20 protein-coding genes and 1 tRNA gene are annotated in these 17557 nt (G+C 37.7%); 9 read left to right on the top strand and 12 right to left on the bottom strand.

Going from position 1 to position 17557, the window contains the following annotated elements; translation table 11 throughout:
* The first annotated feature begins 9 nt into the window (after positions 1-9).
* Both BM141_RS06480 and BM141_RS06485 read left to right on the top strand, forming a co-directional pair.
* Positions 10-1032: an SPASM domain-containing protein gene (locus tag BM141_RS06480; RefSeq protein WP_091542062.1), complete on the top strand. Its 1023-nt coding sequence runs from the start codon at positions 10-12 to the stop codon at positions 1030-1032.
* A 64-nt stretch (positions 1033-1096) separates the two neighbouring features.
* A tRNA-Cys gene (locus tag BM141_RS06485) sits at positions 1097-1170 on the top strand.
* 100 nt (positions 1171-1270) lie between these two features.
* On the opposite strand, the gene BM141_RS06490 is transcribed toward BM141_RS06485, so the two are convergent.
* A complete protein-coding gene (locus BM141_RS06490) occupies positions 1271-1564 on the bottom strand; it encodes a hypothetical protein (protein WP_091542065.1) in 294 nt (97 codons plus the stop codon).
* A 65-nt stretch (positions 1565-1629) separates the two neighbouring features.
* Positions 1630-2928: an amidohydrolase family protein gene (locus BM141_RS06495; RefSeq protein WP_091542068.1), complete on the bottom strand. Its 1299-nt coding sequence runs from the start codon at positions 2926-2928 to the stop codon at positions 1630-1632.
* Between the two features lie 81 nt (positions 2929-3009).
* Between BM141_RS06495 and BM141_RS06500 the strand changes: the two genes are divergently transcribed.
* Positions 3010-3375: a VOC family protein gene (locus tag BM141_RS06500; RefSeq protein ID WP_091542071.1), complete on the top strand. Its 366-nt coding sequence runs from the start codon at positions 3010-3012 to the stop codon at positions 3373-3375.
* A 7-nt stretch (positions 3376-3382) separates the two neighbouring features.
* Here the strand turns inward: BM141_RS06500 and BM141_RS06505 are convergent, their stop codons facing one another.
* The 3 genes from BM141_RS06505 to BM141_RS06515 all read right to left on the bottom strand — a co-directional run bounded on the left by BM141_RS06505 (position 3383) and on the right by BM141_RS06515 (position 5739).
* Entirely contained in the window at positions 3383-4378 is a 996-nt protein-coding gene (locus BM141_RS06505) for a glycosyltransferase family 2 protein (RefSeq protein WP_091542073.1), read from the bottom strand.
* Between the two features lie 92 nt (positions 4379-4470).
* Positions 4471-4980 (bottom strand): DUF4199 domain-containing protein, encoded by a 510-nt coding sequence (locus BM141_RS06510; RefSeq protein WP_091542076.1) that lies wholly within the window; start codon positions 4978-4980, stop codon positions 4471-4473.
* Between the two features lie 105 nt (positions 4981-5085).
* A complete protein-coding gene (locus BM141_RS06515) occupies positions 5086-5739 on the bottom strand; it encodes an outer membrane lipoprotein periplasmic chaperone LolA1 (RefSeq protein WP_091542079.1) in 654 nt (217 codons plus the stop codon).
* A gap of 196 nt (positions 5740-5935) precedes the next feature.
* On the opposite strand from BM141_RS06515, the gene BM141_RS06520 reads away from it, so the two are divergent.
* Both BM141_RS06520 and BM141_RS23725 read left to right on the top strand, forming a co-directional pair.
* The gene (locus tag BM141_RS06520; RefSeq protein ID WP_317039436.1) at positions 5936-7102 is read left to right on the top strand and encodes a M28 family peptidase; all 1167 of its coding nucleotides are present in this window, start codon (positions 5936-5938) and stop codon (positions 7100-7102) included.
* On the top strand, positions 7078-7329 hold the full coding sequence (locus BM141_RS23725; RefSeq protein ID WP_317039437.1) for a hypothetical protein: 252 nt from the start codon (positions 7078-7080) through the stop codon (positions 7327-7329). The genes BM141_RS06520 and BM141_RS23725 overlap by 25 nt, the downstream gene beginning before the upstream one ends.
* A 152-nt stretch (positions 7330-7481) precedes the next feature.
* Here BM141_RS23725 and BM141_RS06525 read toward each other — a convergent pair whose 3' ends face one another.
* Positions 7482-7748 carry a hypothetical protein gene (locus BM141_RS06525; protein ID WP_091542082.1) on the bottom strand — a complete coding sequence of 89 codons (267 nt, stop codon included), beginning with the start codon at positions 7746-7748 and terminating at the stop codon, positions 7482-7484.
* Between the two features lie 279 nt (positions 7749-8027).
* On the opposite strand from BM141_RS06525, the gene gyrB reads away from it, so the two are divergent.
* The 3 genes from gyrB to BM141_RS06540 are packed head-to-tail and all read left to right on the top strand — an operon-like array spanning position 8028 to position 12093.
* On the top strand, positions 8028-9986 hold the full coding sequence (gyrB, locus tag BM141_RS06530) for a DNA topoisomerase (ATP-hydrolyzing) subunit B (RefSeq protein WP_091542085.1): 1959 nt from the start codon (positions 8028-8030) through the stop codon (positions 9984-9986).
* Positions 9987-10011: 25 nt separating this feature from the next.
* A complete protein-coding gene (locus tag BM141_RS06535) occupies positions 10012-10587 on the top strand; it encodes a HupE/UreJ family protein (protein WP_091542088.1) in 576 nt (191 codons plus the stop codon).
* Positions 10588-12093: a lipopolysaccharide biosynthesis protein gene (locus BM141_RS06540; protein WP_091542091.1), complete on the top strand. Its 1506-nt coding sequence runs from the start codon at positions 10588-10590 to the stop codon at positions 12091-12093. It begins immediately after the preceding gene.
* A gap of 56 nt (positions 12094-12149) precedes the next feature.
* Here the strand turns inward: BM141_RS06540 and tsf are convergent, their stop codons facing one another.
* From tsf to BM141_RS06550, 3 genes are all read right to left on the bottom strand, one after another.
* Positions 12150-12980, bottom strand: coding sequence for a translation elongation factor Ts (tsf, locus tag BM141_RS06545; protein WP_091542093.1), 831 nt, complete (start codon positions 12978-12980; stop codon positions 12150-12152).
* Positions 12981-13084: 104 nt separating this feature from the next.
* Positions 13085-13255, bottom strand: a complete 171-nt coding sequence (locus BM141_RS22825; RefSeq protein ID WP_177217289.1) for a hypothetical protein — start codon at positions 13253-13255, stop codon at positions 13085-13087.
* A gap of 160 nt (positions 13256-13415) precedes the next feature.
* Complete coding sequence (locus BM141_RS06550; RefSeq protein ID WP_091542096.1) at positions 13416-14198, bottom strand: SDR family NAD(P)-dependent oxidoreductase; 783 nt, start codon at positions 14196-14198, stop codon at positions 13416-13418.
* A 190-nt stretch (positions 14199-14388) separates the two neighbouring features.
* Between BM141_RS06550 and BM141_RS06555 the strand changes: the two genes are divergently transcribed.
* Positions 14389-15180, top strand: a complete 792-nt coding sequence (locus tag BM141_RS06555) for a hypothetical protein (RefSeq protein ID WP_091542099.1) — start codon at positions 14389-14391, stop codon at positions 15178-15180.
* Between the two features lie 5 nt (positions 15181-15185).
* Here the strand turns inward: BM141_RS06555 and BM141_RS06560 are convergent, their stop codons facing one another.
* From BM141_RS06560 to BM141_RS06570, 3 genes are all read right to left on the bottom strand, one after another.
* Positions 15186-16325 carry a cystathionine gamma-synthase gene (locus tag BM141_RS06560; RefSeq protein WP_091542102.1) on the bottom strand — a complete coding sequence of 380 codons (1140 nt, stop codon included), beginning with the start codon at positions 16323-16325 and terminating at the stop codon, positions 15186-15188.
* Between the two features lie 15 nt (positions 16326-16340).
* Complete coding sequence (locus BM141_RS06565) at positions 16341-16970, bottom strand: OmpH/Skp family outer membrane protein (protein ID WP_177217290.1); 630 nt, start codon at positions 16968-16970, stop codon at positions 16341-16343.
* 132 nt (positions 16971-17102) lie between these two features.
* The gene (locus BM141_RS06570) at positions 17103-17540 is read right to left on the bottom strand and encodes a hypothetical protein (RefSeq protein ID WP_091542108.1); all 438 of its coding nucleotides are present in this window, start codon (positions 17538-17540) and stop codon (positions 17103-17105) included.
* Between the last annotated feature and the right edge of the window lie 17 nt (positions 17541-17557).

Raw genomic sequence — 17557 nt, forward strand, 5'->3', positions numbered from 1 at the left:
TTTACGCTAATGCTTTTTAAAATATACGATGCTTTCAACTTGTTTTCAAAACTCACTTTCAAAAAAAGCCTCAATGCTTTTCAAATATTGGCTTCTTATTGGTATTCAAAAATGTTAAAAAAACCGAATCTCAAAGGTTTACCTATAAGTTTAGCTATAGAGCCTACTACTTCTTGCAACCTTCGCTGTCCCGAATGTCCAAGTGGTTTGCGGTCTTTTACCCGCCCAACCGGAATGTTGCAAGAAGATTTGTTTAAAAAAGTTATAGACGAACTCCAAGATACCTTGATTTATTTGACTTTTTATTTCCAAGGCGAGCCATACCTACACCCTCGTTTTACGGAATTGGTCAGATATGCCACAGAAAGAGGAATCTATACGGCAACTTCTACCAATGCTCATTTTTTGAATGAGGAAAATGCCAAAAAAACGATTCTTTCAGGTTTGGACAGACTCATTATCTCGATTGATGGCACAACGCAAGAAACTTATGAAGCCTATCGGGTAGGTGGGAAACTTTCCAAAGTGATAGAAGGGACAAAAAATATCATCGCTTGGAAGAAAAAATTGCGTTCTAAGACGCCTTATGTTATTTTCCAATTTTTAGTAGTTAGACCTAATGAGCACCAAATCAACGAAGTACAGCAGTTAGGCAAAGAGTTAGGGGTAGATGAGGTAAAACTCAAAACTGCCCAAATCTATGACTATGAGCATGGCTCGCCGCTTATTCCCACTCTGCCCCAGTACGCTCGCTACCAACAAACAAAAGACGGAAAATATGTCATTAAAAGTAGCATGGCAAATTCTTGTTGGCGAATGTGGCACTCTTGCGTTATTACTTGGAATGGGGCAGTAGTTCCCTGTTGCTTTGACAAAGATGCTCATTACCAACTTGGGCAAGTGGAGCATCTGAGTTTTAAAGCAATATGGCAAGGAGCAGCCTACAAAAATTTCAGAAAAATGCTTTTAAAATCTCGCTCGGAAATAGAAATTTGTAAGAACTGCACCGAAGGCACAAAAGTTTGGGCATAAGAAAAACCCTAAAAACATTTGTAGTATTAGAATATTTGCCTAACTTTGCAGTCCAAAACAAAAAGGTCTCGTGGCCGAGTGGCTAGGCAGAGGTCTGCAAAACCTTCTACAGCGGTTCGAATCCGCTCGAGACCTCCAATCCAAGATTATGCAAAAAAAAACTCTTGAATAAAGTAATTCAAGAGTTTTTTGTTTATAAGTAAATTTAGACCTTACAAGTCTTATACAAAGGCGTTACCTAAGCATATACTTCTTCTAATTCCTCAGCCCCGACTTTGATAGGGTCAGAAAGTAATGCAAAGCGAGAAGCATTAAAGCCCGGCTCCACTTTTCCCTTTACCAAGTCTATGTAAACGGGAGGATTCTCAATTTCTTCCAAGAGAACTCTATACCCATGACCTTGAATAAATTGCTTAGCACGAATGGTATATACCTGATGCAATTTAGGTAATTCGCGATAAACCTCTAAAAGTTGAGGATACATAGAGAAATCTGCATCAACACAAACGACTTTATCTCCAATACTGAACATATAACAATCACAAATTAGGCTACTTTTAAAACGAATACAAAAAACAAGTGCAAATTTACAAAAATCTACTTATTATTTTCGTATTTGTCTTTGAATTTCTTGTATAAACGCTTATGCCTATCATCTAAGTTCAGTTTTCTTCCTTGAATCAAAGCGTGGGTTATATTGCTGGTGCGCATATCTAAAATGTCGCCTTCACAAATCACCAAAGAACCGTCTTTGCCTACTTCCAAAGAACCTATTTGCTTTTCTACCCCTAAAATTTTGGCAGCGTTGAGTGTGATACTCATGAGTGCTTCTTCCTTAGTCAGTCCATAGCCTGCGGCTACACCTGCCGCGAAAGGTAAGTTGCGCGCTCTTGTATGGTTTTCCTCATAACCAATAGCATAGCTTACACCTGCTTTGTGAAGCAAATAAGGCAGTTTATAGGGCAAATCCACATCGTCATCGTTATAAGAAGGCAAGTTAAAAGTATGGTTTAAAATAACTGCCACATTATTATTTTTGAGAAAATCAGTAATCATGTAGCTTTCTGTACCGCCCACAACAACGATATTTTTTACCTTATTTTCTTGGGCAAACTCAACTGCTTCCATGATTTCTTTAGCATTATCGACATGAATGAACAACTTTTTACTTCCGTCAAAAAGTCCTTTCATTGCTTCAAAACGTAAGTTAATGGGGTTAGGGTTAGCTATTTGGCTATAAGCAAAAGCATCTTTCATGAACTTATCTGCTTGCTGCAACTGCTCTTTGCGTCTTTCATTTTTTCTAAAAGCAGTTTCCCCTAAAAAGAAGTTAGGTCGCTGGTACATGGAAATCCAATTGATATGAATACCTACATCAGTTTTTACGGCGGCATCTTCCCAATTCCAAGCGTCTAAGTGTACTACGGAAGAAGAACCTTTGACAAAGCTGCCTTGCGGAGTTACCTGAGCAAAAAGTATCCCATTAGAGCGAGTAGGATAAATCATCTCAGAATCAGTATTATAGGCAATGATAGACCTTACATGAGGATTGAGATTGCCTGTTTCATCGTCATCTACCGTAGCAGGTATAGCCGCAATTTCTACTAAGCCTAAGGAGGTATTTAGCAGGATAAGTCCCGGATAAACATGCTTGCCCTCAGCCCTAATGACTTCTGCGTCAGTAGTACTTACTGCTTGCGAAGCCCCTACATAGGTAATTTTCCCGTTTTCTATCCGAATGTCGCCTTTTTCAATCACTTGCCCATTGCCTATATGAATGGTTGCTCCTTGAATAAGGATAGGCATTTTCTGAGCGGGAGCTGGCGAAGGCACTTGTGCAAATACATTACTTGCTAAAAGCAAGCAAAAAAATGAGTAAAGTATTGTTTTTTTCATAAGCAAGACTAAGTTTGAGGTAATCTTAATAAAAATTGGCTTAAAGCTATTTAATTTTAAAATAAAAACCTACTTTATCGTATGAAATTCTTAGCACTTAATCACATTGCCTTGCATGTGGTAGATTTAGAAAAGAGCATTTTCTTTTATCAACATATTTTAGAATTGCCTACGCTACCTCGTCCTGCTTTTGACTTTGCAGGGGCTTGGTTTAGCCTTGGTAAAGACCAAGAACTTCACCTGATTGCAGGGAGGAAAGCGGAAGTAAATGCCCATAGCAGAGGAAACCACTTTGCTCTATCTGTCAGTTCTATCCAAGAGGCAGAGGAATTTCTTCTTGCCAAAGAAGTACGCTATCAAGCCCCCAAACAAAGACCTGACGGTGTGTGGCAAATTTTTCTACAAGACCCAGACGGTTACTACATAGAAATTTGTGAAACAAGATAAGGAAAAATTATTCTATATTCACTTTTTCTGCTATCAAATAATCATTTCTTTGAGGAGCATTGAGAGCCACTAACTCTCCTATGAAACCCGCTAAGAAAAGTTGCATACCGATAATAACGGCAGTCAAAGCAATGAAAAACAGAGGCTGGTCGACTATATCTCTGATTTCTTTGAAAGGAATGTTATAAATATAGAGTTTTATCTGCTTTTCTATAAGCAACCAGACTGTAATAAGTCCACCTATGAGCCAAGAGAGCATTCCCAAGAAGCCAAAAAAGTGCATGGGCTGCTTACGGAACTTGCCTACAAAAATAATAGAAAGTAAATCTAAAAAACCTGTAATAAAGCGTTTTAAACCATACTTTGTTACGCCATATTTTCTCGGACGATGCTCCACTACTTTTTCTCCTATTTTTTTAAACCCACTCCACTTGGCTATGACAGGAATATAGCGGTGCATTTCCCCATAGACTTCTATGCTTTTCACTACCTTGCTTTGATAGGCTTTGAGTCCACAATTAAAGTCATTTAAAGGAATTCCTGTAAGAAGTCGCGTAACTCCATTGAAAATCTTACTCGGAATAGTCTTGTTAAGAGGGTCATGCCTTTTCTTTTTCCAGCCCGAAACCAAGTGGAATTTTTCTTCTTTTATCATTCTGTACAGTTCAGGCACCTCATCAGGGCTGTCTTGGAGGTCTGCGTCCATAGTAATCACTACTTCGCCCTGTGCTGCTCTGAAACCTGTGTCCAAAGCGGCAGATTTTCCGTAATTTCTATTGAACTTGATGCCTTTGAGCGATGGATTTCTCTCTGCCAACTGATTGATGACTTCCCAAGAATTGTCCTCACTTCCATCATCTATCATAATAACTTCATACTGCCAATCCGCATTAGTTTCCATTATTTTGTCCATCACTGTTTGTATCCAATGGCAAAGCTCGGGTAAAGACTCCTCCTCTTCGTAAACAGGAATGACTATAGAAACATCAATTTTTTTATCCATAAATCATTGATTATAAAAAAACTAAACTTTTCAAGTAAACATACTTGAAAAGTTTAGCTACAAAGGTAAGTATTCTATTTTTGATGATAAAATTAAAAGTTCTCGGGGTCTTTTTTCATTACTGCAGCCACTATTACCGCTACAATCATTCCGACGATGATGCCACCAATCAAGGTACTACCTGCCAAAAACTCAGGACTTAAAAACCAGTCCATCATCTTCATTGCCTGCTCCAACTGCTCCTCTGGAAGTTTTTGCTTTTCCAAGTCAAACATGGCTTGCTCTCTCATTGCCTCAAGCAGTTCTTTGTCAAATTCAATGTAGATATAAGTAAATATAGCAGAGATGATGGTGGAAAGTAGTACTACCCAAAAACCTACTGATATACCCTGCTTGAGCGTCATAGTATTATAGAAGCCTGCCCTAAACTCTCTGCAAGCAAATACTAAACCTGCTATCAGTATTAGATTGCTTAACCAACCTAATGAGTTATTGGTGTAAGCGTGAGTAAGAAAAAGTACTAATGAATATGCTACATATCCTAAACCTGTAATAAGCCCATATTTGAGTCCTACTTGCCTTGGTGTAATTTCCTGTTCCATATTGATTTCAGTGGATTATTTGGTAATTTGATTTTAATTCTCAAATAAAACAAAAAATTACTGTTTAGGAAAAGAAAATACACATAAAAAATTAAATATAAGCAATTATCTCAAATCTACTATCTTTACTTTGGGATATTTGGTTTTATCAAAGGTAAAATCGCTGTCTTTTACGGCTACATTGGGCGTGAACTTAACGATAGTATATAAAAATCTGCGACCATTTTTTTCAAAAACTTTCCAACTTTTTAAGTCTTTCGTTTTTTTATCTATCACTAAGCGTACTTTGAAATAGTTGAGGTTTCTGTCTTCTGGAACCAAATCCACTACATCGTATAGCCTGGTATCTGCCTCACCTGCTTCATCGGCAAAAGTATATTTAAAGCCTTTTTTATACATATTATAAACTTCGGCAGGAGTAATATCGCCACTATCAGGGTCATAGTCTGTAATGGTTACTTCATTTTCTCCTTTTAGATAAGTCCAGACGGTATTCATATTGTTAAACACTTCTTGGTCACCTATCCTGAGTCTGAACTTTTCTCCTTTTACGATGATATTCCCCTCTTGGGAATCCTTGATTTTTTCTTGGGTACTCTCTATTGCATAAGTGAAATCTGCTTCAAAAGATTTAAAACTTTTGTATCTTTCACTCATGCCATTCAGTACAGTTTCTACTTTGGAATCTTTGGTAGATTGAGCTGATGTACTTCCTATCATGCTGATTAGCACAACTAAGGGAAAAAATAACTTTCTCATTGATAAAAATTTGGGTAAATTTTAAATTCACATATAAACCAAATTATGTTTAAAAACAAACTACATTAATCAATAATTGTTCCATAGCAGATGCTTTGTTTTTAAAATATCTTATTTTTTGTGATTAAACCTGATTTATTAGGCTTTTTTTCTTAATTCTTATTTTTGCTAAATAATCATCTTAAATACTAAAGTCATGAACAAATTTTTGTTAGTTGTCTATACCATTTTCGCATCATTCAATATTCTACTTTGTTCTTTTTCAGGTAGTTTTGCCCAGAAAAAAGATTCTGTAGTTATTCGCCAAGTCTATGATGAGGCTCTCCTTAGAGGGCAAGCATACGCACAATTAGCATATCTGTGCAAGAAAATAGGCGCGAGACTGAGTGGCTCGCCTCAGGCCGCCGCCGCAGTGGAGTTTACCCGTTACATCATGGATACCATGAAATTAGATAGGGTTTACCTCCAACCTGTCATGGTACCTCATTGGGTTAGAGGCGCAAAGGAGATAGGTAAAATATTAAATTCTAAGCATATAGGAGAGCAAGAAGTAAGGGTAGTTGCTTTGGGAAACTCTGTAGGCACAGGGAAAGGAGGTATTACGGCTAAGGTAGTGGAAGTCAAAAGTTTTGAGGAATTAAAAGCACTTGGTAAAGCCAAAGTAAATGGTAAAATAGTATTTTTTAATCGCCCTATGGACGCTACAAAATTTAATACTTTTGAGGCGTATGCAGGGGCTTCAGACCAGCGAGGTGCCGGACCTTCTGAGGCAGCAAAATTAGGTGCGGTGGGCGTAGTTGTTCGGTCTTTGGCTTCTAATATAGATGACTTTCCGCATACGGGTAGCACACGCTATCAATTTGTCCGTCAGATTCCTGCGGTAGCTATCAGCACCAAAGGAGCAGAACTGCTAAGTGAGTTATTGAAAAATGATACCACTTTACTTTTCCACTTCGAAACACACTGCCAAATGCTACCTGATGTGCTTTCTTATAATGTAATTGGGGAAATCAAGGGAAGCGAAAAACCAGAGGAGATTATCGCAGTAGGGGGACATCTGGACTCTTGGGACTTAGCAGAGGGAGCGCATGATGATGGGACAGGCTGTATGCAGGCTATTGAAGTCTTGAGAATATTTAAAGTCCTGAATATCAAACCTAAAAGAACTATTCGTGCTGTGATGTTTATGAATGAAGAAAATGGGTTGAGAGGGGGGCTGGAATATGCCAAACTGGCTTTGGAACAGAATGAGAAACACATCGCCGCTATAGAGTCAGATAGGGGAGGTTTTACCCCAAGAGAATTTGGTACGGAAGCCCCCCAGATATTTTGCAAAAAATGCAAACTTGGGTGCCTCTATTAGAACCTTACGGCATTACTGCTATCAAAAAAGGTGGTGGTGGAGCAGACATTAGCCCTCTAAGAAATCAAAATACTGTACTTATTGGCTATGTCCCTGATTCACAACGTTATTTTGACTTGCACCATACCGAGCAGGACACTTTTGACAAAGTAAATCCCAGAGAGCTTGCTTTGGGAGCAGGAGCGATGGCAGCTTTGGTATATTTGATAAGTGAGTATGGATTTTAAGCGAGTCAATGATTAGGCTGTCCAAAAAGTCATTTCTTGCAAAAAACAAAAACTAATTCTTGATTAGTTATTAGAGAGAAAACTTGTCAGACTTTCATAATCTGACAAGTTTTTAGGCAAATTTTGTAGAGTTCTCAAAATAAATCGTTCCTCTATGCCATCGCATCAAGGTAGTTTTGGATTACTTTGAAACGCTCTTCCGTAATTTCGTCAATTTCCATGTTATTTTTTACTGCTTTTGCAGTAGCATGACCGTAAATGCCATGTTCTGTCAATTTGGCTTGGTAAACCATATTCAGATACTTTTGTACCTTCAGAGAATTTTCTCCATACATAAAAGGAGATTTCAGACTGAGAGGGAAGTACTCGTCTTGGATAGGGTACTTATGTCCATCAATTTCAATATGCCTGTCTTCCATAATTTTAAATTTTTATTTTAATCGATATGTTAAAGAATAGTAACTATGCAAGTTATAAACGAATCTGTATTTGATATTGGAAAATAGATAATTTTTTTATGAATTTTTATATAAGTACCTCATACGCCAAATAATTTGCTATCTAAATAAAAAATGCCTACCTTTGCATCTTGGTAATTCACTATTTTTAGTTTGTAGTTTATAGCTACAAATTGTTTATTATCAATGTATTGGAAGACATAATTTATAGCTTATCATTTATAATTTATCATTAGCATCATGCAAGAGGTAGAAGAAAAAGTAAGTACGTACTCAGCAGACAATATCCAAGTATTGGAAGGTTTAGAAGCGGTAAGAATGCGTCCTGCTATGTATATCGGGGATATTGGCATCAAAGGTTTGCACCACTTGGTTTGGGAAGTAGTAGATAACTCTATTGACGAAGCCTTAGCTGGCTATTGTACTGAAATTAAGGTATTTATTAATGAAGATAACTCTATTACTGTCTTAGATAATGGGCGAGGGATTCCTGTAGATATTCACCCCAAAGAAGGTCGCTCCGCTTTAGAAGTAGTAATGACTGTCCTTCATGCAGGCGGTAAGTTTGACAAAGATTCTTACAAAGTTTCAGGCGGTCTGCATGGTGTAGGAGTTTCTTGCGTAAATGCACTTTCTAATCACTTGAAAGTGAGAGTATTTAGAAATGGAAAGATTTACCAACAAGAATACGCCAAAGGCACTCCTCTGTATCCTGTCAGACCTGTAGGAGAGATATTAGATGGGCAAAGAGGCACAGAGGTAACTTTCCTCCCAGATGATAGTATATTTACAAGCACTGTATATAAATACGAAACCATAGCAACGCGCTTGCGTGAGTTGGCATTTTTGAACGCAGGAATCCGTATTTTCTTGACTGATTTTAGAGAAAAAGACGAAAATGGCGAGTTTTTAAAAGAAGAATTTTACTCAGAAGGAGGTTTAAAAGAGTTTGTAGAGTTTTTAGACTCTGGCAGGACTAAACTTATTCCCGAGCCTATTTATGTAGAAAACGACAAAGGAAATGTGCCTGTGCAGGTAGCCATTTTATATAACAACTCCTACAATGAAAACGTTTTTTCTTACGTAAATAATATCAATACTCACGAAGGAGGGACACACGTAGCGGGTTTCAGGCGTGCCTTGACGCGTACCTTGAAGTCTTATGCAGAAAAAAGCGGAATGTTAGAGAAAGCAAAGGTAGAAATCACGGGTGATGACTTCCGCGAAGGGTTGACTGCCATCATTTCTGTTAAAGTCGCAGAGCCTCAGTTCGAAGGGCAGACAAAAACCAAATTGGGTAACTCTGAGGTCATGGGAGCGGTGGATACTTGTGTAGGGGATATTCTCAACTCTTACTTAGAAGAAAACCCCAAAGAGGCAAAGCTCATTATCCAAAAAGTAATCTTAGCAGCTCAAGCAAGAGAAGCCGCACGCAAAGCAAGGGAAGCTGTGCAGCGCAAAACTGCTCTGGGTGGCTCAGGACTTCCCGGCAAGTTAGCGGACTGCTCAGAGAAAGATGCCGCCTTGTGCGAACTCTATTTGGTAGAAGGGGACTCAGCGGGTGGTTCTGCCAAACAAGGAAGAAATCGCGCTTTCCAAGCAATTTTACCCCTTAGAGGAAAAATCTTGAATGTAGAAAAAGCCCAAGAACATAAGATTTATGATAACGAGGAGATTAAAAATATTATTACCGCATTAGGAGTAAGTTTTGGAAAAGAAGATGACGAAAAAGCCTTGAATCTGGACAAATTGCGTTACCACAAAATTATTATCATGACAGATGCTGACGTGGACGGTAGTCACATTAGAACCTTGATTTTGACCTTCTTTTTCCGATACATGAAAGACTTGATAGAGCAGGGCTATCTCTATATTGCCCAACCACCTCTTTATTTGGTGAAGAAAGGCAAACAGCAGGAATACTGCTGGACGGAAATGCAAAGAGAGCAAGCAGTCATGAAATTAGGAGGGGGAAAAGACGATAGTGTTATTGTTCAGCGTTATAAAGGTTTGGGGGAGATGAACCCTGAACAACTTTGGGAAACCACCATGAACCCTGAAACAAGAAGCCTAAAAAGAGTAGATATAGAGTCTGCGGCTGAGGCTGACCACTTGTTTGCCATGCTCATGGGAGATGAGGTAGCTCCAAGGCGTGCCTTTATAGAAAAAAATGCAAGGTACGCAAGAGTAGATGTTTAATTGCTAACTTTCAAACATTTTATAAATGTCTGATTTCCAACTTTATTTGAGGGTCGGCTTTGACCATATCACCGACCCTAATGGATATGACCATATCTTGTTTGTCATGGCTTTGTGTGCCGTTTACCAGCTCAAAGACTGGAAAAAATTACTTATTTTGGTAACTGCTTTCACCGTAGGTCATTCTATTACCTTAGCTTTGGCAACGCTTAAAATTGTCCGTTTTAATACTGACTTGATAGAGTTTTTGATTCCGATTACTATTTTATTTACGTGTTTACTCAATTTTTTTCGTAAGACAGAAATCAAGAAAGACAATTTACGCTACTTTTTTGCTGTCTTTTTTGGATTGATTCATGGCTTGGGCTTTTCCAACTACCTTACTGCTCTCTTAGGGCAAGCAGAAAATATTACCTTACCTTTATTTGCTTTCAATGTGGGGTTAGAAATAGGTCAATTAGCTATTGTGGCGGCGACTTTGTTGATTTCTTTCATTTTGATTTCATTTTTAAAAGTAAAAAGTAGAGAGTGGAATCTCATACTCTCAGGGGCAGTAGCTGGAGTAGCTTTGACTTTGGTGGCAGATAAATGGATTTTTTAGATGCAAATTTTAAAGAAACTTGCCTCAGACACAGCCTATTATGGTCTAAGTAGCATTGTAGGCAGAGTATTGAACTATTTACTTGTTCCATTTTATACGGCGGTCTTCGTAGCCAAAGACTATGGCATCATGTCCGATTTTTATGCCAAAGCCGCTATTTTTAATGTGATTTATCTTTTTGGTATGGAAACAGCCTATTTCCGCTTTGCCTCCAAAAAAGAAAACTCACCCCAAGAAATCTATCAAACCACTTTAAGTGCTATTTGCCTAAGTTCTCTGCTTTTCTCTTCCTCGCTGATACTTTTTTCTAAGTCCTTAGCAAATCTAATGCAATACCCTGATAGGCAAATAGATGTAATTATTTTTGCCTTACTTTTTGGCGTTGATGCGATAGTAGCTATTCCCTTTGCTCGCTTGCGACAAGAAAACAAAGCCAAGCAATTTGCCCTCATCAAAATCAGCAATATTTTGATGAATATTCTCCTCAATATTTTTTTCTTGTATTTCTGCCATCATATTTTAACTGATTCTTCTGATTTTTGGTTTGGCTTCTCCAACTTAAAACCCACAATTGCCCATATTTACCAGCCTGAAAACGCCTTGACTTATGTTTTTGGCATCAATCTTTTTGTTAATTTTTTACAATTATTTTTCCTCCGCCAAACCTTCAAAGGATTTAAGTTTCAGTTCCCTTCTGCTCGCCTCAAAGAAATGTTGGTGTATGCTTATCCTTTGCTTTTCACGGGCTTAGCAGGAGCAGTGAACGAGGTTTTGGACAGGGATTTGCTCAAATATTGGCTTCCTGTGGGATTTTATGCAGGAAAAACAAGTTTAGATGCTTTGGGCATTTACTCGGCTTGTTATAAATTGTCGATTTTTATTTCTTTGGCAGTGCAGGCATTCCGATACGCAGGCGAGCCTTTTTTCTTTTCCAAAGCCGAGGACAAAAACTCGCCAGAACTTTTTGCCAAAGTAATGCACTACTTTATTATTGTCTTGTCTTTCATGTACTTAGCTGTTAGCGTAAACTTGGACATATTGCAATTTTTTCTTAGGAAAGAAGAATACAGAGAAGGCATTAATATTGTGCCGTTCTTGCTCTTGGCTAATCTTTTTTTAGGGGTTTACTATAACCTGACTGTTTGGTTCAAAGTTACAGATAAAACCTACTTTAGCCTGATATTCAGTGGAGTAGGTTCGTTGATTACAGTAGTTGGGAACTTGTTACTGATTCCAATGTTGGGGTACATGGGCAGTGCCTTAGTAACATTGCTTTGTTATTTCAGTATGAGTGCTTTGTGCTACGGTTATGGGCAAAAATATTATCCTATTCCGTACAGTTTAAAGTCGGCTTTGGGGTATATCGGCTTAGCAAGTGTGTTGATATTGATTCATTATCAGATAGATTTTGGGAGTCTTATTCCTAACTTTTTATTTCATAACTTTTTGATAGTGTTATTTTTAGGGGTGGTGTATTGGCTGGAGGTCAAAACTGTAAAGCAATAAAAAAACAGGATTAGAATTTCTCTAATCCTGTATGTAAAGAAAGAAATATCTATTTACTAAGCACCTACAGCTACTCTCTTGAAAGCGGATACTGTCAAGCCTTTTTGTACGCCTTCCAAATATTGAGCGATAGATTTAGTATTGTCTTTGACAAACTCTTGGTTCAGCAAAGTATTGTCTTTGTAAAACTTATTGAGTTTTCCCAAAGCAATTTTTTCTAACATAGCTTCTGGCTTGCCTTCTTGTCTTGCCTGCTCCTTGCCAATTTCTATTTCTCTCTCGATAATCGTAGGGGCGACATCGTCTTTATCTACTGCAACAGGCTTCATTGCTGCTATTTGCATAGCTACATCTTTACCCGCTTCTTCTACGCTTCCTCCATTGACATTTTTCAAGGCTACTAATACCCCTACTCTTGTTCCATGCAAATAAGAAACTATTTTTTCACCAGAGATGGTTTCATAAGCACCTACCTCGATTTTCTCCCCAATTTTACCAATAATCTCAGTCAAGAGTTCGCTTACTGTTTTTCCTTCTATAGACAATCCGTTAATTTCCTCAATAGAAGCAGGTTTCGTTTCGAATACCTTGTCCAAAATCTTGTTTCCAAGAGCCACAAAGTCCTCATTCTTAGCTACGAAGTCTGTTTCACAGTTCAAAGAAATAATGACTCCTTCTGTTTTTGCTTCGTTTGTTTTGATGAAGATAGCTCCTTCGCTTGCTGTACGGTCAGCACGTGCGGCGGAGATTTTTTGACCTTTTTTGCGGAGAATGTCGATGGCTTTCTCAAAATCGCCTTCGGCTTCTGTCAAGGCTTTTTTGCAATCCATCATGCCTGCCCCTGTCAGTTGCCTTAATTTATTTACGTCTTGTGCTTTGATTTCCATTGGTTTGATTCAATTAAAAAAACTGTAATGTTGCTTATTTTGTCAGATAAAATATTTTTCAAAAACGAAAAAATCTGAGTAGTACGCTATTTTTTAAGATAAAATTATTTCTTCTTACCTTTATAAATAGCAGTAGCTTCTTCTTTTAACTTGTTCATCTCCTCACGGATAGCAGACAAAGCGGTATTGTCGCGTTCTGCTTTTTTCTTTTTAAACTGCTCTGCTTGTTGAATTTTTAAGCTATTCAACTTGCTCTCGATTTCTGCGATATTCATTGTTTATCTTGGATTAAATGTTGCCAACTTATTACTACAAAAAGAGATTTTCACCACCTCTTTCAAATTGAGGTGCAAAATTATGAAATTCTATTCATATTTGCTAAAATTTTTGTTAATTAAATTGTGAATTAAAGTTGTATTTTATGGGAATTCTCTCTCAGCTATTGAGTTTTACAAACCCTCCGTCAATTGGATAATCACAACCTGTAATAAAACCTGCCTCGTCAGAACACAGAAATAAAGCTAAGGCAGCTACTTCCTCTGGCTTACCCATACGTCCAATGGGTTGAGATTGGGATAGTTTCTCAAAAACTTCTTTTTCCTTACCTACGTAATTTTTAGCGATAAACCCATCTACAAAGGGAGTATGTACCCTTGCTGGGGAAATACTATTACAGCGTATATGATAGGGCAGGTAATCTTTGGCTACTGACAGGGTCATGCTTATCACTGCTCCTTTGCTCATAGAATAAGCAAAACGGTCTGCTATGCCCACCAAAGCCGCTACAGAAGCCATGTTTAGTATTACCCCGCCGCCTTGATTTTTCATTTGGGGTACGACTGCATACAGCATATTGTAAACCCCTTTGATATTTACATTTACAATACGCTCAAAATCTGCTTCTGAAGTATTCTCTAAGTTCCCCACATGTGCAATCCCTGCATTATTCACCAATATATGAATATCTCCTATTTCTTGCTTAATTTTGTGAATTGTGCTAAATACTTCCTGCTGATTGGCTACATTACAAGCAAAACACTGCGCTTCCCCACCTTGCCTACGAATTTCATCTACTGTGTCTTGCGCACTATCTTGATGAATGTCGATGATACAGACCTGTGCACCCTGCTGAGAAAAAAGCAAGGCGATGCTCTTCCCTATTCCACTGCCCGCTCCAGTGATAACGGCATTCTTACCTGAAAAATCAAATAATGGCATAATTTTTTAAAATTAGAATTTTCATTATTATCTGCAAAATTATTATTTTTGTAAGTTTAATTGATATAAATACAAAACTTATCTTTTTTATTACAACATGCGTTTTTTAGTTTTTTCAATTATCGAGCAGCAAAGTAAGGAAAACCAACTGTCTGTTTAATATTTATGAAACTTTCGCTTCCTATAATTCATGACAAATGTAAAGAAAATTGCTTTGCTGGGATTTTGCTTATGTTTTTCGTTACGGCTCTTTGCAGAGGAGCTAAAAATAAACGGGGTATATAATGGCATTAATCTACACATACAAAATCCACATGATGGGAGCAGCAACTACTGCATTTCTGCTATTTATGTGAATGGGGTACAAATAAAAACACCTTCTTCTACTGTTATAACGCTTGATTTAGGGAGCATGAATTTCAAAATAGGAGATAAAATAGAAGTAAGGATTGTTCATCAAGACAAGTGCAAACCCAAGATAATGAACCCTAACGCACTTTTGGTAAGGGGAGAATTTCATTTTGGGAAGTTAAAAGTAGATGAAGAAGGACTTTACTGGGAAGGTAGAAGTGAAAGCGAAAATGGACAGTATTTTATAGAAACTTTTAAAAATAGTTCTTGGCAAGCAGAAAAAGCAATACTTGCCAAAGGCACAAGAGGAGTAAATAATTATACTCAGCAAGTAAATCATACTGCTGGACTGAATAAATATAGAATCAAATACATAGATAGCCCTGAAAAGTTCTATTATTCTGATGAAATAGAATTTATTTCTGACAAAGAAAAAGTATATTTCTATCCTAAAAATGTGTCCACTACCATATATTTTTCCAAAGTAGTTAAGTATGAGATATTAGACGCTAATCATAAGTCCGTACTCAAAGGTAGTGGAAATGAAATAGACTGCTCTTCATTGCTATCAGGTACTTACTATCTACTTTACAACAACCGCACCGAACAGTTTTATAAAAAGCCCAATTAGATATGCTATCCAAGTGCTTGGGCTAAGTCTGCTATCAAATCCTCAGCATCTTCTATGCCTATGCTTAGGCGAATCAAAGAATCCTTTAATCCTGCTTTTTCTCGTTCAGCTTTAGGGATACTGGCGTGTGTCATAGTCGCAGGGTGTCCACAAAGCGACTCTACTCCCCCCAAAGACTCTGCTAAGGAGAACAATTTGAAGTTTTCTAAAACCTTGATAGCAGTAGCTACGCTGTCATCTTTCAAGGTAAAAGACAACATTCCTCCAAATCCGCGCATTTGCTTTTTAGCAATGTCGTGATTGGGGTGTGAAGGAAGGCTTGGATGCCAAACTTTGTCTATTTTAGGGTGATTTTGTAGGAACTGTACTATTTTTTCTCCATTGGCGCAGTGTGCTTGCATACGCAAATGCAAGGTTTTGATGCCTCTTAAAACCAAAAAGCAATCTTGGGGTGCAGGTACCGCACCACACGCATTTTGCAAGAAGGCAAACTGCTGCGCTAAATCATCATGGTTTGTAACCAAAGCACCCATAACTACGTCAGAGTGTCCCGCTATGTATTTTGTAACAGAGTGCATCACTATATCTGCCCCCAAATCCAAAGGAGTTTGCAAATAAGGGGAAGCAAAAGTATTGTCCACTGCAAGCAAAGTTCCGTATTCGTGAGCGATTTTTGCTACTGCCTCTATGTCAATGATGTTCAGCAGAGGATTGGTAGGCGTTTCTATCCAAACTAATTTTGTTTGGGAGTTCATAAAAGTACGGATATTCTCTGCCTTGTCCATTGGGACAAAGTGAAATTTGATGCCGTACTTTTCAAAAACACGCTTAAAAATGCGATAAGTGCCACCATATAAGTCATTACACGCTACTACTTCATCATTAGGATTTAAGAGTTTAATTACCGTATCTATTGCGCCCATGCCAGACGAGAAGCAAAAGCCATGCTTCCCATTTTCTAATGCTGCAATGCTTGCTTGGAGTGCGTTGCGCGTAGGGTTTTGAGTACGAGCGTACTCATAGCCTTTGTGGTTGCCGGGAGAGGCTTGTACGTAGGTAGAGGTTTGGTAGATAGGAGTCATAATAGCCCCTGTCGATGGGTCTGGTTCTACTCCTGCATGAACTGCTTTGGTGGCAAATTTCATAAATTTTATACGTGGTTATTTATTTGGTTCGGTTTTAGAAGTAGTATTCTTTACTGCTTTATATCTATCATTCAATCCTTTTAAGACATCATTCGTAATATCTAATTTATCATTACTCAATAGGATAGTGCCTCCTTTTTGAAAGCCAAAGATAAATTGATAGTTTTTGTCTTTGTTATACTCTTTGAGGTAGGTAATCACAGAGTCAAGCCATTGAGCATTGAGCTTGCGTTCTGTTTCCATTAGCCCTGCCGCCAAGTTCTGCTCCTCTATTCTTAATGTTTGTTCTTTTTGCAAAAGAGAGGATTGCGTGTTTTTTGCCTCATTTTCAGTCATTAAACCTGCACTGAATCTTTTTTGGAAACTTTCTGCCTCTTGTTGGAATTGTCTTTGTTTAAGCACCAGTTGTTTCTCTGCATTATTTCTACGTTCTTCCAAATCTTTTTGTAAATCACTCACATAGTCATAGTTAAGTACTAAGCTATCTGTATTGATATACACCACTTGCTGACCAGCAGGTACGGAAGAGTTGCCTGTACTTGATGAAGAAGTAGGCGAGGATGAGCTAAAATGTAAGTAGTACAATACAGCTACGGCGAAAAGTAAAACTATATTGAGAATAAGAGATATTTGATTAGTATTCACGATGTTATATGATTAATGTTTATTCTGATAAAATATAATTTTTTCAATACAAAGACTTACTGTCTTTTATAGAGTCGCAAAACTAAGGGAAATACTTGAATATTCTACACCAAACAAGCGATTTTTTGATTTTCATGGTTTCCCTTTGACTTGCTTTTTAATTTTTTTCAGAAACTGTAAAAGTTTATCGTAGTCCGTATGCTCTTGCTGGCTAAAACTGACTTTTTGGTTTTCTAAAACCAAGTCTATTTGCTTAAAGACCTGATTATTAAATGTTTTAATTTCTATTTCTTCCCAAGAGGTAATAGCTTGAGCATCAAAAGTATAAGTACGAAAAAGATATTTTACAGAGATTTTTCCTTTGTCAATGAATAGACTTTTATGCCCTATGAGAACTCGGATAGTAAACAAGAAAGTAACAATAAGGCTGATTAATACACCTCCATAGAGCCAAATAGATTGCTTTCCCTGAACTATGTAACCAATCAAGAGAAAGGAAATGCCATAGGTTACAGCAAGCAAGGCAAAAAGAACAAACTGAACGGCAGGTTTAGGTTTGCAAATAATCATCTAAATAGATTTAAAAA

Source organism: Thermoflexibacter ruber (genome assembly GCF_900113045.1).
Lineage (GTDB): Bacteria > Bacteroidota > Bacteroidia > Cytophagales > Thermoflexibacteraceae > Thermoflexibacter > Thermoflexibacter ruber.

What these genes read in the sequence shown, in the direction of transcription:
- BM141_RS06480 (WP_091542062.1), top strand. Translation starts at nt 10, where the DNA reads ATGCTTTTTAAAATATACGATGCTTTCAACTTGTTTTCAAAACTCACT.
- BM141_RS06490 (WP_091542065.1), bottom strand. Translation starts at nt 1,564, where the DNA reads ATGTTCAGTATTGGAGATAAAGTCGTTTGTGTTGATGCAGATTTCTCT.
- BM141_RS06495 (WP_091542068.1), bottom strand. Translation starts at nt 2,928, where the DNA reads ATGAAAAAAACAATACTTTACTCATTTTTTTGCTTGCTTTTAGCAAGT.
- BM141_RS06500 (WP_091542071.1), top strand. Translation starts at nt 3,010, where the DNA reads ATGAAATTCTTAGCACTTAATCACATTGCCTTGCATGTGGTAGATTTA.
- BM141_RS06505 (WP_091542073.1), bottom strand. Translation starts at nt 4,378, where the DNA reads ATGGATAAAAAAATTGATGTTTCTATAGTCATTCCTGTTTACGAAGAG.
- BM141_RS06510 (WP_091542076.1), bottom strand. Translation starts at nt 4,980, where the DNA reads ATGGAACAGGAAATTACACCAAGGCAAGTAGGACTCAAATATGGGCTT.
- BM141_RS06515 (WP_091542079.1), bottom strand. Translation starts at nt 5,739, where the DNA reads ATGAGAAAGTTATTTTTTCCCTTAGTTGTGCTAATCAGCATGATAGGA.
- BM141_RS06520 (WP_317039436.1), top strand. Translation starts at nt 5,936, where the DNA reads ATGAACAAATTTTTGTTAGTTGTCTATACCATTTTCGCATCATTCAAT.
- BM141_RS23725 (WP_317039437.1), top strand. Translation starts at nt 7,078, where the DNA reads ATGCAAACTTGGGTGCCTCTATTAGAACCTTACGGCATTACTGCTATC.
- BM141_RS06525 (WP_091542082.1), bottom strand. Translation starts at nt 7,748, where the DNA reads ATGGAAGACAGGCATATTGAAATTGATGGACATAAGTACCCTATCCAA.
- gyrB (WP_091542085.1), top strand. Translation starts at nt 8,028, where the DNA reads ATGCAAGAGGTAGAAGAAAAAGTAAGTACGTACTCAGCAGACAATATC.
- BM141_RS06535 (WP_091542088.1), top strand. Translation starts at nt 10,012, where the DNA reads ATGTCTGATTTCCAACTTTATTTGAGGGTCGGCTTTGACCATATCACC.
- BM141_RS06540 (WP_091542091.1), top strand. Translation starts at nt 10,588, where the DNA reads ATGCAAATTTTAAAGAAACTTGCCTCAGACACAGCCTATTATGGTCTA.
- tsf (WP_091542093.1), bottom strand. Translation starts at nt 12,980, where the DNA reads ATGGAAATCAAAGCACAAGACGTAAATAAATTAAGGCAACTGACAGGG.
- BM141_RS22825 (WP_177217289.1), bottom strand. Translation starts at nt 13,255, where the DNA reads ATGAATATCGCAGAAATCGAGAGCAAGTTGAATAGCTTAAAAATTCAA.
- BM141_RS06550 (WP_091542096.1), bottom strand. Translation starts at nt 14,198, where the DNA reads ATGCCATTATTTGATTTTTCAGGTAAGAATGCCGTTATCACTGGAGCG.
- BM141_RS06555 (WP_091542099.1), top strand. Translation starts at nt 14,389, where the DNA reads ATGACAAATGTAAAGAAAATTGCTTTGCTGGGATTTTGCTTATGTTTT.
- BM141_RS06560 (WP_091542102.1), bottom strand. Translation starts at nt 16,325, where the DNA reads ATGAAATTTGCCACCAAAGCAGTTCATGCAGGAGTAGAACCAGACCCA.
- BM141_RS06570 (WP_091542108.1), bottom strand. Translation starts at nt 17,540, where the DNA reads ATGATTATTTGCAAACCTAAACCTGCCGTTCAGTTTGTTCTTTTTGCC.